The sequence below is a fragment of the Microcystis sp. M083S1 genome, assembly GCF_020246405.1.
GTDB classification, from domain to species: Bacteria; Cyanobacteriota; Cyanobacteriia; order Cyanobacteriales; family Microcystaceae; genus Microcystis; species Microcystis aeruginosa_C.
The window spans coordinates 1-15,307 of sequence record NZ_JADBTB010000146.1 but is presented as its reverse complement, the minus strand read 5'-3'; the positions used below and the strand labels follow the sequence as shown (position 1 = coordinate 15,307).

The 15,307-nt window shown below is 42.8% G+C and carries 23 protein-coding genes; 9 read left to right on the top strand and 14 right to left on the bottom strand.

Annotated elements, in window-relative coordinates:
• Window positions 1–289: 289 nt before the first annotated feature.
• From IM450_RS14215 to IM450_RS14165, 11 genes are all read right to left on the bottom strand, one after another.
• Window positions 290–649 carry a type II toxin-antitoxin system RelE/ParE family toxin gene (locus tag IM450_RS14215; RefSeq protein WP_287664473.1) on the bottom strand — a complete coding sequence of 120 codons (360 nt, stop codon included), beginning with the start codon at window positions 647–649 and terminating at the stop codon, window positions 290–292.
• Window positions 642–980 carry a UPF0175 family protein gene (locus IM450_RS14210; protein WP_004268823.1) on the bottom strand — a complete coding sequence of 113 codons (339 nt, stop codon included), beginning with the start codon at window positions 978–980 and terminating at the stop codon, window positions 642–644. The genes IM450_RS14215 and IM450_RS14210 overlap by 8 nt, the downstream gene beginning before the upstream one ends.
• Window positions 981–1,109: 129 nt before the next feature.
• Window positions 1,110–1,520 (bottom strand): putative toxin-antitoxin system toxin component, PIN family, encoded by a 411-nt coding sequence (locus IM450_RS14205; RefSeq protein WP_287664471.1) that lies wholly within the window; start codon window positions 1,518–1,520, stop codon window positions 1,110–1,112.
• A complete protein-coding gene (locus IM450_RS14200; RefSeq protein ID WP_002763776.1) occupies window positions 1,510–1,716 on the bottom strand; it encodes a hypothetical protein in 207 nt (68 codons plus the stop codon). The genes IM450_RS14205 and IM450_RS14200 overlap by 11 nt, the downstream gene beginning before the upstream one ends.
• A gap of 247 nt (window positions 1,717–1,963) precedes the next feature.
• Entirely contained in the window at window positions 1,964–2,317 is a 354-nt protein-coding gene (locus IM450_RS14195) for a HepT-like ribonuclease domain-containing protein (RefSeq protein WP_287664469.1), read from the bottom strand.
• A complete protein-coding gene (locus IM450_RS14190) occupies window positions 2,307–2,597 on the bottom strand; it encodes a nucleotidyltransferase family protein (protein WP_004268820.1) in 291 nt (96 codons plus the stop codon). The genes IM450_RS14195 and IM450_RS14190 overlap by 11 nt, the downstream gene beginning before the upstream one ends.
• Before the next feature lie 161 nt (window positions 2,598–2,758).
• Window positions 2,759–3,046, bottom strand: coding sequence for a BrnA antitoxin family protein (locus IM450_RS14185; RefSeq protein WP_287664465.1), 288 nt, complete (start codon window positions 3,044–3,046; stop codon window positions 2,759–2,761).
• Window positions 3,027–6,179, bottom strand: a complete 3,153-nt coding sequence (locus tag IM450_RS14180) for a CHAT domain-containing protein (protein ID WP_287664462.1) — start codon at window positions 6,177–6,179, stop codon at window positions 3,027–3,029. Before IM450_RS14180 ends, IM450_RS14185 begins: the two co-directional genes overlap by 20 nt.
• Before the next feature lie 273 nt (window positions 6,180–6,452).
• On the bottom strand, window positions 6,453–6,668 hold the full coding sequence (locus IM450_RS14175) for a type II toxin-antitoxin system death-on-curing family toxin (RefSeq protein WP_260441285.1): 216 nt from the start codon (window positions 6,666–6,668) through the stop codon (window positions 6,453–6,455).
• Window positions 6,669–6,672: 4 nt separating this feature from the next.
• Window positions 6,673–6,897, bottom strand: a complete 225-nt coding sequence (locus IM450_RS14170; protein ID WP_012267820.1) for an AbrB/MazE/SpoVT family DNA-binding domain-containing protein — start codon at window positions 6,895–6,897, stop codon at window positions 6,673–6,675.
• A 66-nt stretch (window positions 6,898–6,963) separates the two neighbouring features.
• Window positions 6,964–7,215 (bottom strand): DUF2283 domain-containing protein, encoded by a 252-nt coding sequence (locus IM450_RS14165; protein ID WP_079209174.1) that lies wholly within the window; start codon window positions 7,213–7,215, stop codon window positions 6,964–6,966.
• A 38-nt stretch (window positions 7,216–7,253) separates the two neighbouring features.
• Here IM450_RS14165 and IM450_RS14160 point away from each other — a divergent pair, with 38 nt between their 5' ends.
• Both IM450_RS14160 and IM450_RS14155 read left to right on the top strand, forming a co-directional pair.
• Entirely contained in the window at window positions 7,254–7,517 is a 264-nt protein-coding gene (locus tag IM450_RS14160; protein WP_287630490.1) for a hypothetical protein, read from the top strand.
• Window positions 7,514–7,879 carry a hypothetical protein gene (locus tag IM450_RS14155; protein WP_287664459.1) on the top strand — a complete coding sequence of 122 codons (366 nt, stop codon included), beginning with the start codon at window positions 7,514–7,516 and terminating at the stop codon, window positions 7,877–7,879. The genes IM450_RS14160 and IM450_RS14155 overlap by 4 nt, the downstream gene beginning before the upstream one ends.
• A 25-nt stretch (window positions 7,880–7,904) precedes the next feature.
• On the opposite strand, the gene IM450_RS14150 is transcribed toward IM450_RS14155, so the two are convergent.
• A complete protein-coding gene (locus IM450_RS14150; RefSeq protein ID WP_287664456.1) occupies window positions 7,905–8,444 on the bottom strand; it encodes a hypothetical protein in 540 nt (179 codons plus the stop codon).
• Window positions 8,445–8,617: 173 nt separating this feature from the next.
• On the opposite strand from IM450_RS14150, the gene IM450_RS14145 reads away from it, so the two are divergent.
• Together IM450_RS14145 and IM450_RS14140 are read left to right on the top strand one after the other, a co-directional pair.
• The gene (locus IM450_RS14145) at window positions 8,618–8,881 is read left to right on the top strand and encodes a hypothetical protein (RefSeq protein WP_002771281.1); all 264 of its coding nucleotides are present in this window, start codon (window positions 8,618–8,620) and stop codon (window positions 8,879–8,881) included.
• The gene (locus IM450_RS14140; RefSeq protein WP_061430929.1) at window positions 8,882–9,283 is read left to right on the top strand and encodes a type II toxin-antitoxin system VapC family toxin; all 402 of its coding nucleotides are present in this window, start codon (window positions 8,882–8,884) and stop codon (window positions 9,281–9,283) included.
• A 95-nt stretch (window positions 9,284–9,378) separates the two neighbouring features.
• Here the strand turns inward: IM450_RS14140 and IM450_RS14135 are convergent, their stop codons facing one another.
• Window positions 9,379–9,771, bottom strand: coding sequence for a hypothetical protein (locus tag IM450_RS14135; RefSeq protein ID WP_287664453.1), 393 nt, complete (start codon window positions 9,769–9,771; stop codon window positions 9,379–9,381).
• Window positions 9,772–9,782: 11 nt separating this feature from the next.
• On the opposite strand from IM450_RS14135, the gene IM450_RS14130 reads away from it, so the two are divergent.
• From IM450_RS14130 to IM450_RS14115, 4 genes are all read left to right on the top strand, one after another.
• The gene (locus IM450_RS14130) at window positions 9,783–10,676 is read left to right on the top strand and encodes a hypothetical protein (protein ID WP_287664450.1); all 894 of its coding nucleotides are present in this window, start codon (window positions 9,783–9,785) and stop codon (window positions 10,674–10,676) included.
• Window positions 10,677–10,773: 97 nt separating this feature from the next.
• Window positions 10,774–10,971 (top strand): DUF751 family protein, encoded by a 198-nt coding sequence (locus IM450_RS14125; RefSeq protein WP_002737592.1) that lies wholly within the window; start codon window positions 10,774–10,776, stop codon window positions 10,969–10,971.
• Between the two features lie 41 nt (window positions 10,972–11,012).
• Window positions 11,013–11,405, top strand: coding sequence for a 30S ribosome-binding factor RbfA (gene rbfA, locus IM450_RS14120; protein WP_002751761.1), 393 nt, complete (start codon window positions 11,013–11,015; stop codon window positions 11,403–11,405).
• Window positions 11,406–11,484: 79 nt separating this feature from the next.
• Window positions 11,485–13,065 (top strand): glycoside hydrolase family 3 N-terminal domain-containing protein, encoded by a 1,581-nt coding sequence (locus IM450_RS14115; protein WP_287664447.1) that lies wholly within the window; start codon window positions 11,485–11,487, stop codon window positions 13,063–13,065.
• Here the strand turns inward: IM450_RS14115 and IM450_RS14110 are convergent.
• A complete protein-coding gene (locus IM450_RS14110; protein ID WP_287664444.1) occupies window positions 13,062–14,261 on the bottom strand; it encodes a lipid-A-disaccharide synthase-related protein in 1,200 nt (399 codons plus the stop codon). The two genes, IM450_RS14115 and IM450_RS14110, sit on opposite strands and share 4 nt — an antisense overlap.
• A 338-nt stretch (window positions 14,262–14,599) precedes the next feature.
• Here IM450_RS14110 and tsaE point away from each other — a divergent pair, with 338 nt between their 5' ends.
• Entirely contained in the window at window positions 14,600–15,070 is a 471-nt protein-coding gene (tsaE, locus tag IM450_RS14105; RefSeq protein ID WP_287664441.1) for a tRNA (adenosine(37)-N6)-threonylcarbamoyltransferase complex ATPase subunit type 1 TsaE, read from the top strand.
• Window positions 15,071–15,307: the final 237 nt, after the last annotated feature.

Genomic DNA, 15,307 nt, shown 5'->3' with positions numbered 1-15,307 from the left:
TTTTAATCCATTTATCTAGTTCCTCGATATCTTTTTTGATTTTCTGAGCCTTGTCCATAATTAAAGTTATTAAAACATTGACTTAGATTATAGCATTTTTTTCAGAAATTGGTTTCCACGTCTCAAATGTAAATGCTATAGAAGAGGCATTGTTATCAATGGCCAACTAAAATCCTGCCAATCCACCGAAAAAGAAACCACAAAAGTAGGCCAAATTGCCTCTAAAAATACCATCAATGCCCCTTCAATCAATCTTGAGGGGGTTTATTTTTGGCATCTATTAATACTTCTAAAAATAAAAATTGTCAAACTTATTAATGATGTCTTGAATTTGCTGCGCTGTGATGTCTGTTTGGTCAGATTTGGCATAGATGAGGAGCATCAAAACACAACTATTGTCTTTAAGTTGATAGATAGCACGATAGCCGCTACTTTTGCTCTTTTGAATATCGCTGTTTTTGAGGCGAACTTTAAAGACAGTGTAGCCTATTCCTGGTATTTTATCGCCGATGAATTTGCCTATCTGAAGGTCATCAATTAGGGGTTGTATATCAGTACGAATGCTCCGATAGCGTTTGGCGAGGATGCGAAGTCGATCCTTGAATTGATCGGAGAAAAGAAGCTTAATGGGGGGAATTTTTTCAGTCATCTATGCCATCCCACAGTTCAGAGATGGGATGTACTTTGCCCTCTTTAGCTTGCTGAAGAGAAATACGAAGACTGGTGAGGATGAGTTCTTTTGGTTCGTCGTCGGGATCCGTGGGTGGAGTGAGGATATTACGCGATACTAGCAATTGGTAGAAATCATCGAGTGCCATTCCCGTTAGTTCGGCTGCTTGTTCAAATTGAAGGCGTTGCTGCTGATAGAGCATGATAGCGATTTCCGTGAGCATTTGAGCTTCAGTCATTTGGACTGTTTGCAGAAGTTCAGTAGGAAGGGTGAGGCTCATAGAGGTTTCATTAAGTGGTGGTAACTTCATTGTATCGCCATTAAAAAGTAAACGACACAAGTAGGCTAAATTGCCTCTAAAAATACCATAAATACCCCTTCAATCAATCTTGAGGGGGGTATTTTTTTGCATTCCTCCCTCAAAAAATTCTCAGTGACACTAGAAAAAGGCGACAAACTCTGCTGGAGTAATAATTGGAATCCCTTGATAAGTATTGAGAATTAAAAGATCGTTATCGCCTGTTATCATGTATTGTGCCATTCCAGACACGGCTAATTCTAAGAATTTATTATCATCTAAATCGGAACAAACTCTCGTTTCATGCAATATATCAACAAATAAGCTCCTATTTTTAAGAGACGACAAGAAATCTAACCTATCATCTTTTTCTAAATATTTGTCAAATTTCTTTTTACTTATTCTCGTTGCCAATTCTTGATAAGTTGCCTCGCTCTGGAGAATAGTAAATTGACTGACTGCTATATTGATTACTTTTTTGGGTGTTCCTAGGGGATTGAGTAAAGCACTAATAAAAACATCGGTATCTATAACAACTCGATTAGGATTCATCTACTAATAGTTCTGTTAGTTTATCTTCTGTCAAACCTTTAGCTTGAGCCTTTTTACCGACTTTATCCATAATTGAGATAAGACTTTCTGAATTTTCCTCAATCGTCAGATTAACTTCTTGTTCAGGAGAAAGACCTAACTGAGCGATTAGTGTAGGAATCTCCGATACCTTAATATTTTTGAGAACTTGTTTCATGGCTTAACTAGGTAACTAGGTGTATCTTCAACTTTCATTGTACTCTATTTAATCACATTTAACAGTGTTCCTCAAATCGTCCTCGACCTCTTCGCCACAACTTCAACCCTCAAGCAGCAACTAAAGCAATCCAAACCAACAGAAAAAGAAACCACAAAAGTCGGCTAAATTGCTTCTAAAAATACCATAAATGCCCCTTCAATCAATCTTGAGGGGGTTGATTTTTTTACTTTCGCTTATTAAACAACTATTCAGCCTCTGTTTCCCTTTCTAACACTTCTTGTAGTTGTGGCACTAAAGTCGGTAAATCTTCTTGAATTGTTGCCCAAACTCTACTTAAATTAACTTGAAAATATTCGTGAGTTGCAACATTTCTCATTCCTGCCATCAAACGCCAAGGAATAAGAGGATAGCGAGACTGAATTTCCTTTGGTACATTTCTAGTTGCTTCTCCAATAATTATAAAATTATAGAGAACCGCTTTGACATTTGTTTGATTCTTAGCAAATTCCTCAAACGTCATTCCCTTTGTACGTTGTTCAATTTCAGTGATAGATTCTAAAATGTCTTGAAGGAGAATTCTCCAATCTCTAGAAGGCATTGATAACATCCTCCAACACAGGTTCTCGTAAATGTTCCCTTAAGGTATCCTGAGTTCCTAAATCCACAGAACATCCCAGAATATCTTCTAAATAATACTGTACTTGCAGAAGTTGAAAAAAACCACCTTCTTGATTAAATTCAACTAAAAAATCCACGTCACTATCACTATGAGCTTCATCCCTTGCCACTGAACCAAATAAAGACAAAGATTTTACACCCAGTGTTTGTAACTGTTTTCGGTGTGCCTCTAGAATTGCCAATACCTCATCTCGTTTCATCTGGTGTGTCCTTGAACCTGCCATCAATATTATAGCTTTGTAGCTGCAGCCCTCAAGCACCAACTAAAACCCTCTAAATCCACTGAAAAAGAAACCACAAAAGTCGGCTAAATTGCCTCTAAAAATACCATCAATGCCCCTTCAATCAATCTTGAGGGGGTTTATTTTTTTGCCCGTGTTTCCACATATTCTCGCAGGGCGCGATTAATACTGGTCTGATACCCCTCCTCTTGTGTGGCCTGGGTTTTGAACCAGTCTATCAGGTCAGCATCAAGGCTTAGGGTGATCTGCTGTTTAAGCGGACTATAAAATACACCACGCTGCGCCTTGCTCCAATCTCCCGTGGCCTCCGGGATCAGCTCTGTGCGGATAGGCTCTTGTGACGCAGCTAGAGCGTCAATTTCAGCCTGTATCTCTGGCGGTACTGGATTAGAATCTCCCTTCTTCATAATTAGCAGCCCCAATCAAAATAAAGGGCGACCAAAAGAAAGGATGGCTTTTAATTTGACTAAGTTTGGCCTGTCGCATGGCTTCACTTTTACTCATGCCATTCTTGAGATTCTGATAAAATTGGGTCATAATTTCCGCACTGGTATTATCTTCAGCATTCCAAAGACTGGCTATTACTGATTTAGCGCCGGCTCTTTCTAGGACGTAAGCAAGTCCTGAAATTTCCTGGCCGTCTGCGTTGGCTTCCTTGGCGGTTTGACAGGCACTCAGGGTGATTAATTCGGTATTTTTTAAGCCTAATAATGCAGCATCAGCGATGTTATATTGTTGATTATTTGCGAAAAGAATAGTATTAGCTTGCATACCCAAATTAGGACAGCCAGCGAGGTCAAAACAGCCGTGAGTTCCTAAGTGTAAAATCGAGAAGCGAAAGGCTTGTTTTTTGAATATATCTAGAGTTGCATTTGTACCGAGATATTTTTCACTTCCCGGAAAGATTTTGCTGATAGTTTCTGCTTCTATTTCTGTGCCTTTAAGTTCTTCTTGGGTGGGTTTAGGGTTAGCAAATGCTAGACCTTGTAAGGGTTTTCTTTCGGTCGCGGGAGGGGTAGATGTGGAGATGCGAGTTAAATAATAAATTGGATATTTTTCTAGGAGAACTTGGTCATTTTTCTTATCGTAGAGGGTTTCAAAGGGAATATAGCGCAGTTGTCCGGTGGCGATAATAGCGATATTTTTCGGGGAACTGGTGGCGATTTGGGACTCAATGGGACGGATCAGAATCTCGTATAATTTACTACCGGTAACGAGGTAGTCGGCATTTTTATAGTCGGCTAATTGGGTACGGTATTCGCTGACGAGTTTATTCAATTCATCGCGTTTTGCATCGCTTTGGATAACGATTAATTTTTCTCTAGTAACGAGAAATAGGGCGACTTCATCGCGGAGGGGAACGGGTTGAATAACGAGAGTATCAGGAGCGATATTTTTCTGGAGTTGGGCGATGTCGGTGGGTTTACTTTCAAAAAGTTCAGCAATTTCAGGATATTTATCTCCGATAGTTTCCGCATTTTTATACACTTTTTCCTCGAATTGTCGGATCTGTTGTGCCAGTTCTTCCGAGTATTTATCCTGTAGTTGTCGGCGCATTCCTTCGAGTTGTTGATTGTCGGCGTTCCAGTTATCAAGTGCTTTTTGTGCATCGGTATCGGCAACTTTGGCATTAATCAGGCGATTGTAATCGGCGAGATCGGCGGTAGTGGCGAGGTTAAGCCATTGAAAGGCTTTTTCTGGTTGATTTTGTTGGATGAGGATTGTGGCGAGGGTGATGACGGTTTTCTCGTTAGAGGCTAAAAACGATTTTCGATTTTGACCTGCAATATTTTCCCTCGAAATATCTCCCCGTATCTTGAGGATAATGTTGAGGGACTCTTCCAAATTCTTGATCGCTTCTGCGGGTTGATTTATCTTTTGATAAGCAACTCCTAAATTATTTAAAGAATTAGCTTCCCCTTGTAGATCGCCGATTTTCCTCGCTATGGCTCGATTCTCTTGATGGTAATTGATCGCTTTCTGATATTGTCCGAGGGAAAGATAAGCACTTCCTAAATTGCCTAAAGAATCGGCTTCCCCTTTTAGATCGCCTATTTTCTTCGCAATGTCTAAAGTCTGTTTAAGGTAATCGATCGCTTTTTCGTACTCTCCGAGGAAGTAGTGAGCAACTCCTAAATTGTTTAAAAAAGACCCTTCCTCTTGCCGAAGGCCTATGTCCCTCGTGATGACTAAAGACTTTTCGTAGAGATCGATCGCTTTTTGATACTCTCCACGCGATTGGTAAGCGTTTCCTAAATTGCCTAAAGATCTGGCTTTACTTCCTTGATCGCCGATTTTCTCAGCGATTTCTAAAGACTGCTGGTGGTAATCGATCGCTTTTTGGTATTGTCCGAGGGATTGGTAAACGTTTCCTAAATTGCCTAAAGAATCGGCTTGCACTTTTAGATCGCCGATTTTCTCAGCGATTTCTAAAGACTGCTGGTGGTAATTGATAGCTTTTTGGTACTGTCCTAGTAAGCGGTAATCAACTCCTAAATTGTTTAAAGCCTTGGCTTCCCCAGAACGATCATCTAACTCCCTCGTGATGGCTAAAGACTGCTGGTGGTAATTGATCGCTGTTTGATACTCTCCACGCGATTGGTAAGCGTTTCCTAAATTGTTTAAAGAGGCCGCTTCCCCCTGTCGATCTTTAATCTCCCTCCTGATGTCTAAAGACTGCTGATGGTAATCGATCGCTGTTTGATACTCTCCACGCGATTGGTAAGCGTTTCCTAAATTGTTTAAAGAATTGGCTTCTCCTTGGCGATTAACTATCTCCCTGTTAATGACTAAAGACTTTTCGTGGAGATCGATCGCTTTTTGATATTGTCCGAGGGAAAGATAAGCACTTCCTAAATTGTCTAAAGAAGCCGCTTCTCCTTGGCGATTTTTGATTTCTTGATAAATTTGTAAGGCTTTTTCCCACGATTGCAAGGCTTCTCGAAACTGACTTATTTCATATTGTTGAGCGCCTTGCTCGAAAAGCTTATCCGCTTCTTTTCGCTGTTTTTCTGCTTCCATTAATACTAAAAGTTTTTCAGCACTTTTTTCTAAATCAGCATCCTTAATTTCTTTTGCGATTATTAAAGTCTGCTGAAAAAATTCTATGCTCTCCTTAAATTCTCCTAACTCATAGTAAGCCCCACCGAGATATAAAAAGGCGAGGGCTTCTACACGACGTTCTTTTGACTCTTGTGCTATTTTAACCGCATTTTCTAAAACAGAAATAGCTTGACGGTATTGACCGTCGTTAACATAGGCATTGCCTAAATTAGCGGTAGATTTAGCTTCCCCTGAAAGATCTTTAATTTGCCGGTAGGCTATCACCGCCTGTTGACAGGATTGAATCGCCAATTTTACTTGATTATTATCAAGATTCTGGCGACATAATTGCAAAAGTTGATCCGCTTCTGCTTTCCTCGCATCCGTATTTTGCGCTATTACCGCAGGGACGAGAGAGGAGAGTTTCCCGTTAACAACTGGTAGGGTGACGGTAGCCACTAGGGAAAGAGTAAGTAATGCGTAAAATTTGGGATTCATAGTTATTTCCGCTATCAGTTATTAGTTAATACACCTCATCATGAGTTCCAATGTTAATCAAAACTATCCTATCTGTTTGAGTTTTTTCGTCTCGTTCCAAATAGAAAATGATGCGGCAATCATAACTACAGGAACAAGCTCTCAATTCCTGATATTCTCCCCTGACTCGATTAAGTAGTCATGCAAAATAAATTTCCTAGTGAAGACAGGCAAGAGGCAATAGGCAAGAGGCAAAAGCTTTATCGAAATGTGTAATTAATTTTGCTTAGGTACTTAACATTTCTTGCTGTTCCCTGGGTAAGCGTAGGCTGCTGCCAAAGAAGCCATGTCAGGAGGCGACTCAGAATAAGCCAGAAAATTTTGCGGTCGGGAAAGTGCGCTTTCTAGCAACCCCTCATCTCGAATACCCTCTAATCCACCATGCTCGGCTATTTGGCGGTGATGAATCGCGAGAGCTACCCCATCAGCTATCCAGATTAGCTGGTTCATGAGCCTAAGTTGCCAGCTTTCTCAAAACATTCCAGTCTTCGCGCATCACTTCCTCCGCCACTTCCATTTGCTGGACGAATTCGGGGTCGTAGGGTGTAAGCTCAAAGCCATTCGGCGTTTCCAAGACGTAGAGCATATCGCCTTTACTAAGGCGCAGCTTCTCCACCAACTCTTTCGGGAAAATCACCCCCATAGAGTTCCCTACCGTTGTGACTTTTAACTTAATCATCGTTTTTTGACTGAGTAAATATGTCAATTATAGCACCTCCCATATTTCCTGAATTTCTCACATCACTTAACAATTTAGTATTAACTTTCCGAACCATTGTCTAATCTCTTGTTTTTCACTCTCTTCCAACGGAAAATCAATATTTTTGAATTGTTCGGCCGTTCTCTGTTTGACTGCTAAAATCTCAATCCCTACAATCCTATCCGTCTCATCGTAATCATAGACAATCCCCGGCGCTAGTTCCTCAGAATCAATAACCTTTCCCTCAAAACGACGAATATAAGCGGCATTAGCGGCTCGATCATAGTCTATTTTCATATAGCAACCGCCAAGGCAATAAAGATTATAATTACTATATGGTGACATCTTTAACCCCAGCCCAACTAGACAACCTTAACCGCTTTCAAAAACGCCTTCCCCGTCATGCTACCCCAATTCGGATCTATAATCTTCCCAACGGTGGCAAAGCATTTCAATCGGACGTTCCCGCCAAAAATATTTCCGGTTCCTATGCAACCTACGAAAAACAAATTGATGCGGACGGAATCACTCTCTTTTACACCAAAACAACCTACGCCCCCAACGGTTCTATTGTTCACATCAAACAAAAATACCCATGAAAACTAGACAAGAATACCTCAACGCCCTAGTCAACTTTGACCAACCCCTATCAACTATCCTCCCTATCCTAAAAACCTTTCCTTGGGACAGTAGCGAAGCAATTATCACCCTAAAAAAAGAGCATCTGATCGATATTCTCGATCGCTATCTCAATAACGCTCTATCTGCCACCGACCTAGAAAACTGGGCCGATGCCATCGAATGCAGAGAAGATATCGCCTATAAAACAGATGAGGAAAATCTCATCAATGACATCATTTTTTACCTCGCTAATCCGACCCTAAATGAGCCACTAGCACCAAAAATAATCGAACAATACATCAGCCAACTTTCCCATTTAAAGTCTTCTTTAATTGCCTAAAAAATAGACCTCTTTTTTGTGAATTTTAATGCGGGTTTACTTGAATCTCAATTTTGTCCGAGGGGTTGAATTTAATTTCCTCAACAACGTAGGAACTCTTACTCGCCACCCCTTCGATCCCTCTTATTTCTAGAGGATCTAGCGAGGTTAAAGTTACTTCTGCTTTTCCTTCATTAACATCAATAATTTTAAAGTTCTGTAAAGGTTCCTGCCAGCGTTTTCTATTCTCTTTTGGATTGCTTGATTTCTCTTCCCCACGAATAACAAGCGTTCCGCTTTTGATAATAACCTTCCCTTGAAACTCTATCTGTTTGATCTCTTTCATTGCCACTTCTTTTGTTTTTGATTCTCTCCCTAAAGCGATCGTTTTTGCTTGGGAATCGAACTTGATTAATCTCCCAGATAGAGAAGTGCCATTTTTTAAAGATACTTTCGTATCATCCGGCATGAATACGGGGATTTTCTTGACGGGAGATAGATCGCCGGTGGCTGGTAGATGATAGCCAGCAAGAGAGGCGATAAAAACTAGGCTAGTTGCGGTTATTATTGGGTAGAGTTTTTTCATCTTTACCTTGCCTGAATGATCGGGATTGGGTTGGTTCTGTTTTCAATCTTGGATGCGGTGGGTTAGGAGTAACAGTAACCCAACCTAGGGTTTTTTCTAGAGGGTTTTTTCCATATTTTAGCGTCGGGATTGTCAAAGGGGAAGCGTTTTATCTTCTCTTTATGTTAAAACTTATGAAGGTACTCCTTTATGCGGTAAGCGATAGAAATATGACTCTACAAGAGCTAATGCGGTGGGCGGAAAAATTATCCGCAATCGAGAAACGGCAACTGATCGAAAAAATTACCGCAGAAATGGCATCGGAATCGGCAGAAGTTAATCAACCCCGTCCCTCTTTATGGGGTATATGCGCCGATTTAGGACAGGCTCCCTCGGCTGAAGATATCGATAAAACCCGACGAGAAGCGTGGGGAGATTTTACGGCAGAGGATCTTTAAGTGTTAAAAGCAGTTTTAGATACTCATGCAGTTATCTGGTATCTTTACGCAGATCAACGATTATCCAATTTGGCTCGACAAACCATCGAACAAATTGGCAATAGTGGAGATACGGTTGCGGTTTCCTCGATTACTCTGGCTGAAATTGTCTATCTTGGTGAAAAAGGCCGGATTTCCGCTCAAACAATAGAGCGATTGTTAATGGAACTGGACAGGGAAAATTCTATTTTGATAGAAATCCCGCTCGCTCGCAATATTGTGGTTACTATGGGAGGAATCGAGCGCTCGGATGTTCCCGATTTACCCGATCGAATTATTGCGGCAACCGCCCTATATTTAAACGTTCCCTTAATTAGCCGAGATCGAAAAATTCAATTATCAACGGTTAATACGATCTGGTAGCAACGAACTAATCAAATTTCTATTCCCCGAATATAATTGGATGCGGTGGGTTAGGAGTAACAGTAACCCAACCTGCGGTTTTTGTCAATATATTTTTACTTTCCGAAACCTTTGTTCGGGCGGTTTTGTTTGGCAATACGGAGGGCTTTTCCGGTTTTGCCATCCTGTAGTGCGATCCGCATCGATCGCTTTTTCTGGTAGGATTGAATATCCGCCGCTAACGGATGATCGTTATCGATCCGTAGATGGGTTAAAGAACAGACAAGAATCGTTTGTTTTCCCGATTCGTTTTTTAGGGAACAAATAATTCCCCCCTCGTCTCCCGTGTAGAAAATTTTATCGATCGAAAACTGGTGATCGGGTTTGTATCGCTCGCCTTTTGTTTCAGCTATTTTTAACGTTTCGGGAGTTGCACGCACAGGGATTGGTAAACTCGCTTCCATTTTCTCAATTAAAAAACGAACTTGTCGGGGATCGTCGATGGACATGGTTATTCTCCTTGATAAAATACAAAGAACTGGCGATAGAACCCGATCGATCGAGTAGGATAGCGATCGAAAACGCCAATCAGGGACATTTTGCCGTGAGCGCTCCGAATTCTCCCCCTCCCGGAACACAGATACTAGGAACCTTCGCCAGTCTTCTCGGTTTGCTGGGGATTTTTCTCTATTTTACGGGATGGATTTATCGGTGGGCCTATTTCGGCTGGTTTAGCCTTGAGATTAACCGTCTGGACTTGCCCTTGCGTTCCTTCCTTTTCGTGCCGATACAGGTCTTCTGCGGCGATTTCGGGGCGTTGCTGCGAACTTTACTGGCACTGGTTGCCGTTGCCTTCGCGATTCAATTCACCCTCTGGATTTTGTCTCCCCTGCCATCCTATGCAATTGTCAGTCAATCTAAACGGAAATTTCATCAAAAATTTCACCCCCTAGGTTTATTAGTCCGGGGAATTCCCGAAGCTCTCCGAAAAGATTTGATCGCTGTTATTTGGCTATTAATTATTCTTTTTTGGTTAGCCCGAATTCAGGGATCGATCGATGCCCGTCGCGATGCAGTTAATGATAGTTCTACCTTACCAGTTATCACTTTAGTTTTACCGGAAAAACAGATAGCGATCGGTCGGAATCCAGAGGATGTTTTTACCGATCCTTCTCTCAAAGGTTATCGAATTATCGGTGAGACCAAATTACTCGAAGAGCTGCGGGGAAAAGAAACGAATGATAGCAAAGTTAATCCCCCGCGAGTTTGGCGGTTATTAATCCAAAATAACAATTGGACTTATGTTTTTCGCGGGTTATCCCCTCAGTCGGCAGAAAATGAACGTCCGGCGATTCTAGCCATTCGCGAGGATAAGGAGGGACAATTGATGATTCTCGCGCCAGATGTCCCATAATCCCGATGAGAGTCAATCGGGGAAATGATCAAATTATCCTTGAACATTGAAGCTTACTGCTATAATTACTTACGGACAAAGATAATAAATAAAATTTATGGGCGACTTTTTTGATAACGTGAGCCGTTACCCCCGCTATCTGATTAGCTTTAGTTTAGGGATTTTCTTCGCCTTTTTCGGCTGGTTAGCCCCTTTATTAAAAAATCCCCTCACAGCGATCGCACTTGTGGGCTTTCTGGGGGGAACTTTCGCCTTTCTTTATTTCACCCTCAAAGCCATGCTCGGATTAGCTTGATACAATGGTAAGGGTTTCGCTGTTTTTAGGGGACGAAAATTATGGCTAACGACCGTCGAGTATCTCGCGTGTCCTCGCTAATTAAGCGCGAGGTCAGCCAAATGTTATTAATGGAAATTAAAGATGATCGCGTCGGTGCTGGTATGGTTAGCGTTACCGATGTAGATCTCTCCCACGACCTACAACACGCTAGGATTTTTGTGTCTATCTACGGCAACAAAGATGCAAAGGCCGAAACTATGGCCGGTTTAAAAGCGGCCGCGGGATTCGTCCGGCGTGAACTTGGTCAACGCATCCGTCTCAGACGTACCCCCGAAGTGGTCTTCCTAGAAGATTCTTCCCTTGAACGCGGCGATCGAATGTTACACCTTCTTGATCATATTAAAAGCGATCGACCCCCAGAAGATGACGATTCCGCTATCAGTGACCAGTGAACAGTGATCAGTAGAGGATAACTAAATTTAGACAACACTGGGAACCTAAAACTTAAACCTGATAACTGATAACTGAATAGTGAGCGATCGCATTTTATCCCTAAAAGAACGTATTGGTCAGATGATAGTAGTCCGCGCTTCCGGCTATCTCTTTGACCAACAAATCCGCTATCCTGCTTGGGAACCCGTCAACGCCACCCTGAAACATTGGTTAGAAACCCTCCACCTCGGTGGGGTGATTCTCTTAGGAGGTAGCGCCGCCGAAATCGCTTTCCGTAGCCAACAATTACAAAGTTGGTCCGGCGATAATCCTCTCCTCATCGCCGCCGATATCGAGGAGGGGGTCGGCCAAAGGTTTTCCGGCGCTACTTGGTTTCCCCCCCCGATGGCTTTAGGAAAAATAGCCGAAAAAAGCTTGACAAAAGCCACAGAATATGCTAAGGAAATGGGAGCAATTACCGCTAAGGAGGCCCTAGCGATCGGGATTAACTGGATTTTAGCCCCAATTGTCGATGTGAACAATAATCCCGACAATCCCGTTATTAATATTCGTTCCTTCGCCGAAACTCCCGAAATCGTCGCTAATCTAGCTCAAGCTTTTATTTCAGGGGCCGATTCCTATCCAGTTTTGACCACGGCCAAACATTTTCCCGGCCACGGTGACACCAGCAATGACTCCCATCTCGATCTTCCCATCATCAACCACGATCATGATCGCCTAGAAGCGATCGAATTGCCGCCCTTTCAAGCAGCGATCGAGTCAGGGGTTGATAGTATTATGTCAGGCCATCTGTTAATTCCCGCTTGGGATGCCGAATTTCCCGCCACTCTTTCCTCGAAAATTCTCGGGGAAAAACTGCGCCAAAATCTCGGTTTTCAGGGTTTAATCGTCACCGATGCCCTGATTATGGGAGGAGTAACCAAAATTGCCAGCGCTGCCGCCATAGCAGTGAGGGCGGTACAGGCGGGGGCCGATATACTGTTAATGCCACCCGATCCGATCGAAGCGATCGAAGCGGTGTATAGTGCCGTGCAGGCGGGTACAATTAGCGAAGCCAGAATTAATGATTCTTGGCAACGTATTCAACGAGCAAAAGAGAAATTGGGGCAAAGACAGCCATCCTTAGAATCCTTAAGCAGTTTAGCGGCACCGCAAGCTCTAGAGATTGTCAGGGACATTTTAAAAGATTCCCAAACAGTTAGCGCTAATTTACCGATTAAAGCCACTCAAGGCCGCAATTTAATCATTATTGATGATTTACTCAACTGTGACTTTCTTGATCGCTCTTGTCCGGCGGTGACAATGCCCCGACAATGGGGTTATCAAACCCAAATAATCGACCGTAGCACCTTTAATCAGTCCCTCGTCTCCCCAGAAACGACTCTCCTACAAGTATTTATCCGTGGTAATCCTTTTCGGGGTAGTGCCGGATTAAGCGATGAAACGAAAGCTATCTATCAAGCTTTGCTGAAAACCGGACAGATTCAAGCATTGATTGTTTATGGTAGTCCCTACGTTTTCCAATGGTTTCGTCAACAAAGCGGAGACATTCCCTATCTTTTCAGCTACGGACAACAACCAAGCGCCCAAAAAATCGCCCTAGAAACTATTTTTGAGGGGACCACTAGCGGCGAAAATCAGACCGATACTTTCGTTTAAGGGCAAAAATTGCCTAGTAACCATTGGGCAATGCGATCGGAGGCACCGGCTGAACCCATTCTCTGACGACCATTAAAGGCGATTTCTTGCCACTGTGGGGGATTTTGTAATAAATATTCTAACTTGTCCGCCACCGACTCGGCACTATCGCCCAAGAGAATTGAACAGCCTAATAAACGCTGTTGCAGTGTGGCAAAATGAGCAGTAAACTGTGGTCCAGATCCCGCAATTGTGATCGCCGGTTTACCCAAACCGACGAACTGTTCCGTGGCAGTTCCCGCCATGGCGATCGCTAAATGGCAACGGCCTAAATATTCGGCGTAATCCCTTTGAGAAATAGTTATAAATACCTCTTGACAAATAAACTTATTTGTGCTATGTTCTCCCCAACCCCGGTCAATTAAAGCAGCCGTAAAAGATTCTAGGGGGAGAGAAGGAGCGATCGCCGCCAAAAATTCCAGCTTATAATCGGGAAAACGTCCGATAATGGCGGCCACAGCCTCGATAATTTGCTGCCAATTGTGGAGAGATTCGGGAAAGCGCGAACCGGGTAGCAGCAGAATATTTAGGCAATCTTGGGGAAAATCGCCCGTTATCGAGGGTAAAAGGTCATCCATCATCGGATTACCCCCATCGACAACGAGAATTGACCACTGTTGTAAAATTTTGCTAGTTAAACTATCCCGGGGAAAAACCCCCCGACAGCGAGGATGAGCCATTAACCAGCGTTCCCAGGGATAATAATAGGAACCCCAGAGGCGATCGATCATCGAGCTACTATCTAACCATCCCTGCTCATCCCGGAGATAGTATTCTGATTTAGCCGTTCCCACAAAAGCATAATCTGTCTCGCTCAACCAAGCAAGGGCAAGGGGTAAGATATCTCCCACCGCGACAATTTTTCCCCCTTCTTGGCCCCAATTTCTGACCAGACGGTATTGACGGGAGGTTAATCCTAATAATCCCTCCCGCAGATCTCGCCATAATTGTTTGGCATCCCTGGTGATAAAACCCCCAGAGGGCATTTTTTGACCTCGATCGAGAAGGGGAATCCCCAGACGAGTATAAGCATAACCGTTACCCACGAGGGGTAAAGCAGTAATACCGGGACAGTGGGGAGATGATTGCAGTCTTTTGATAATCCGGATCGCGATCTCATCTTCACCGTGGCCATTACTCAAAAATAATAATTTCACTTTTTTTCTTAACTTCTGGCTTAAAGTCCTAAACTTCGGTTGTTTTATTCCCTTCGACCCTAGACAATGCTGATGGTTAGGGAACAATCAATTTTATAAAAGCAGTTAACCAACTCCCATTTAGTCTAATCTACCGGAAGGTTTCGCCGATCGCTTATCTCTGTCTTGATGGCGACCATTTGACCAAAGGCAAGACTAAGAGATAAGAGATGAGTTTAACTGCTTCTATTTTTCTCGATCAAAAGACCAGATTGAGTCTCCCAGAGCCAAGTATGTCAGAAAGCTGCTCTGATCGCTATATTAAAATCAGTGGTTAATGGGCATCCTAGCGGAAACAAATGATTATCGACTTACCCGATCGAGAAGCTACTGTCAATTTAGGCGAAAAACTGGGGCAAACCTTGGCCTCTGGCAGTGTAATTTTATTAAAAGGCGATTTGGGAGCGGGAAAAACCACCTTAGTACAGGGAATTGGCCTAGGATTGGGCATTCAAGAGCCTATAGCTAGTCCTACCTTCACCCTCGTTAACGAGTATAGCGAAGGCCGCCTTCCTTTGTATCATTTGGATTTGTATCGTTTGCAGGATCAAGATATCGAGGCGCTGTACCTAGAAAATTATTGGCAGGGAATCGAGGTAGATTTAGGGATAGTGGCGATCGAATGGTCAGAACGTTTAACTTTTTTGCCGGAAAATTATCTAGAGATTACTTTACTCGATCGAGGTGAGCAGGGACGACGAGCGCTGCTCAATTTTGTCGGTGGGGACGAAAAAAATAGGGACCCCACAGGAATCGCTATCAGCACTTGACTCTTTAAGCAATCAAACTTTAGCGCTAACTTTCCCCATCTAAGGTTAAAACATTTTACTTTCAGGTTATCTCCGATCAAATCGGATTAAACTACTTAAGTAGGGTCTGCTGAAAAAGTTTTTCCTGGGGGTAGGGTGTGGGGTGTGGGGTGTGGGGTGTAGGGTTTTACCGATTTTCAGGTGGTCAACTACCTAATTTTCAGGGAAAAAGTACCTCAATTTTCCCCCTGATCACTC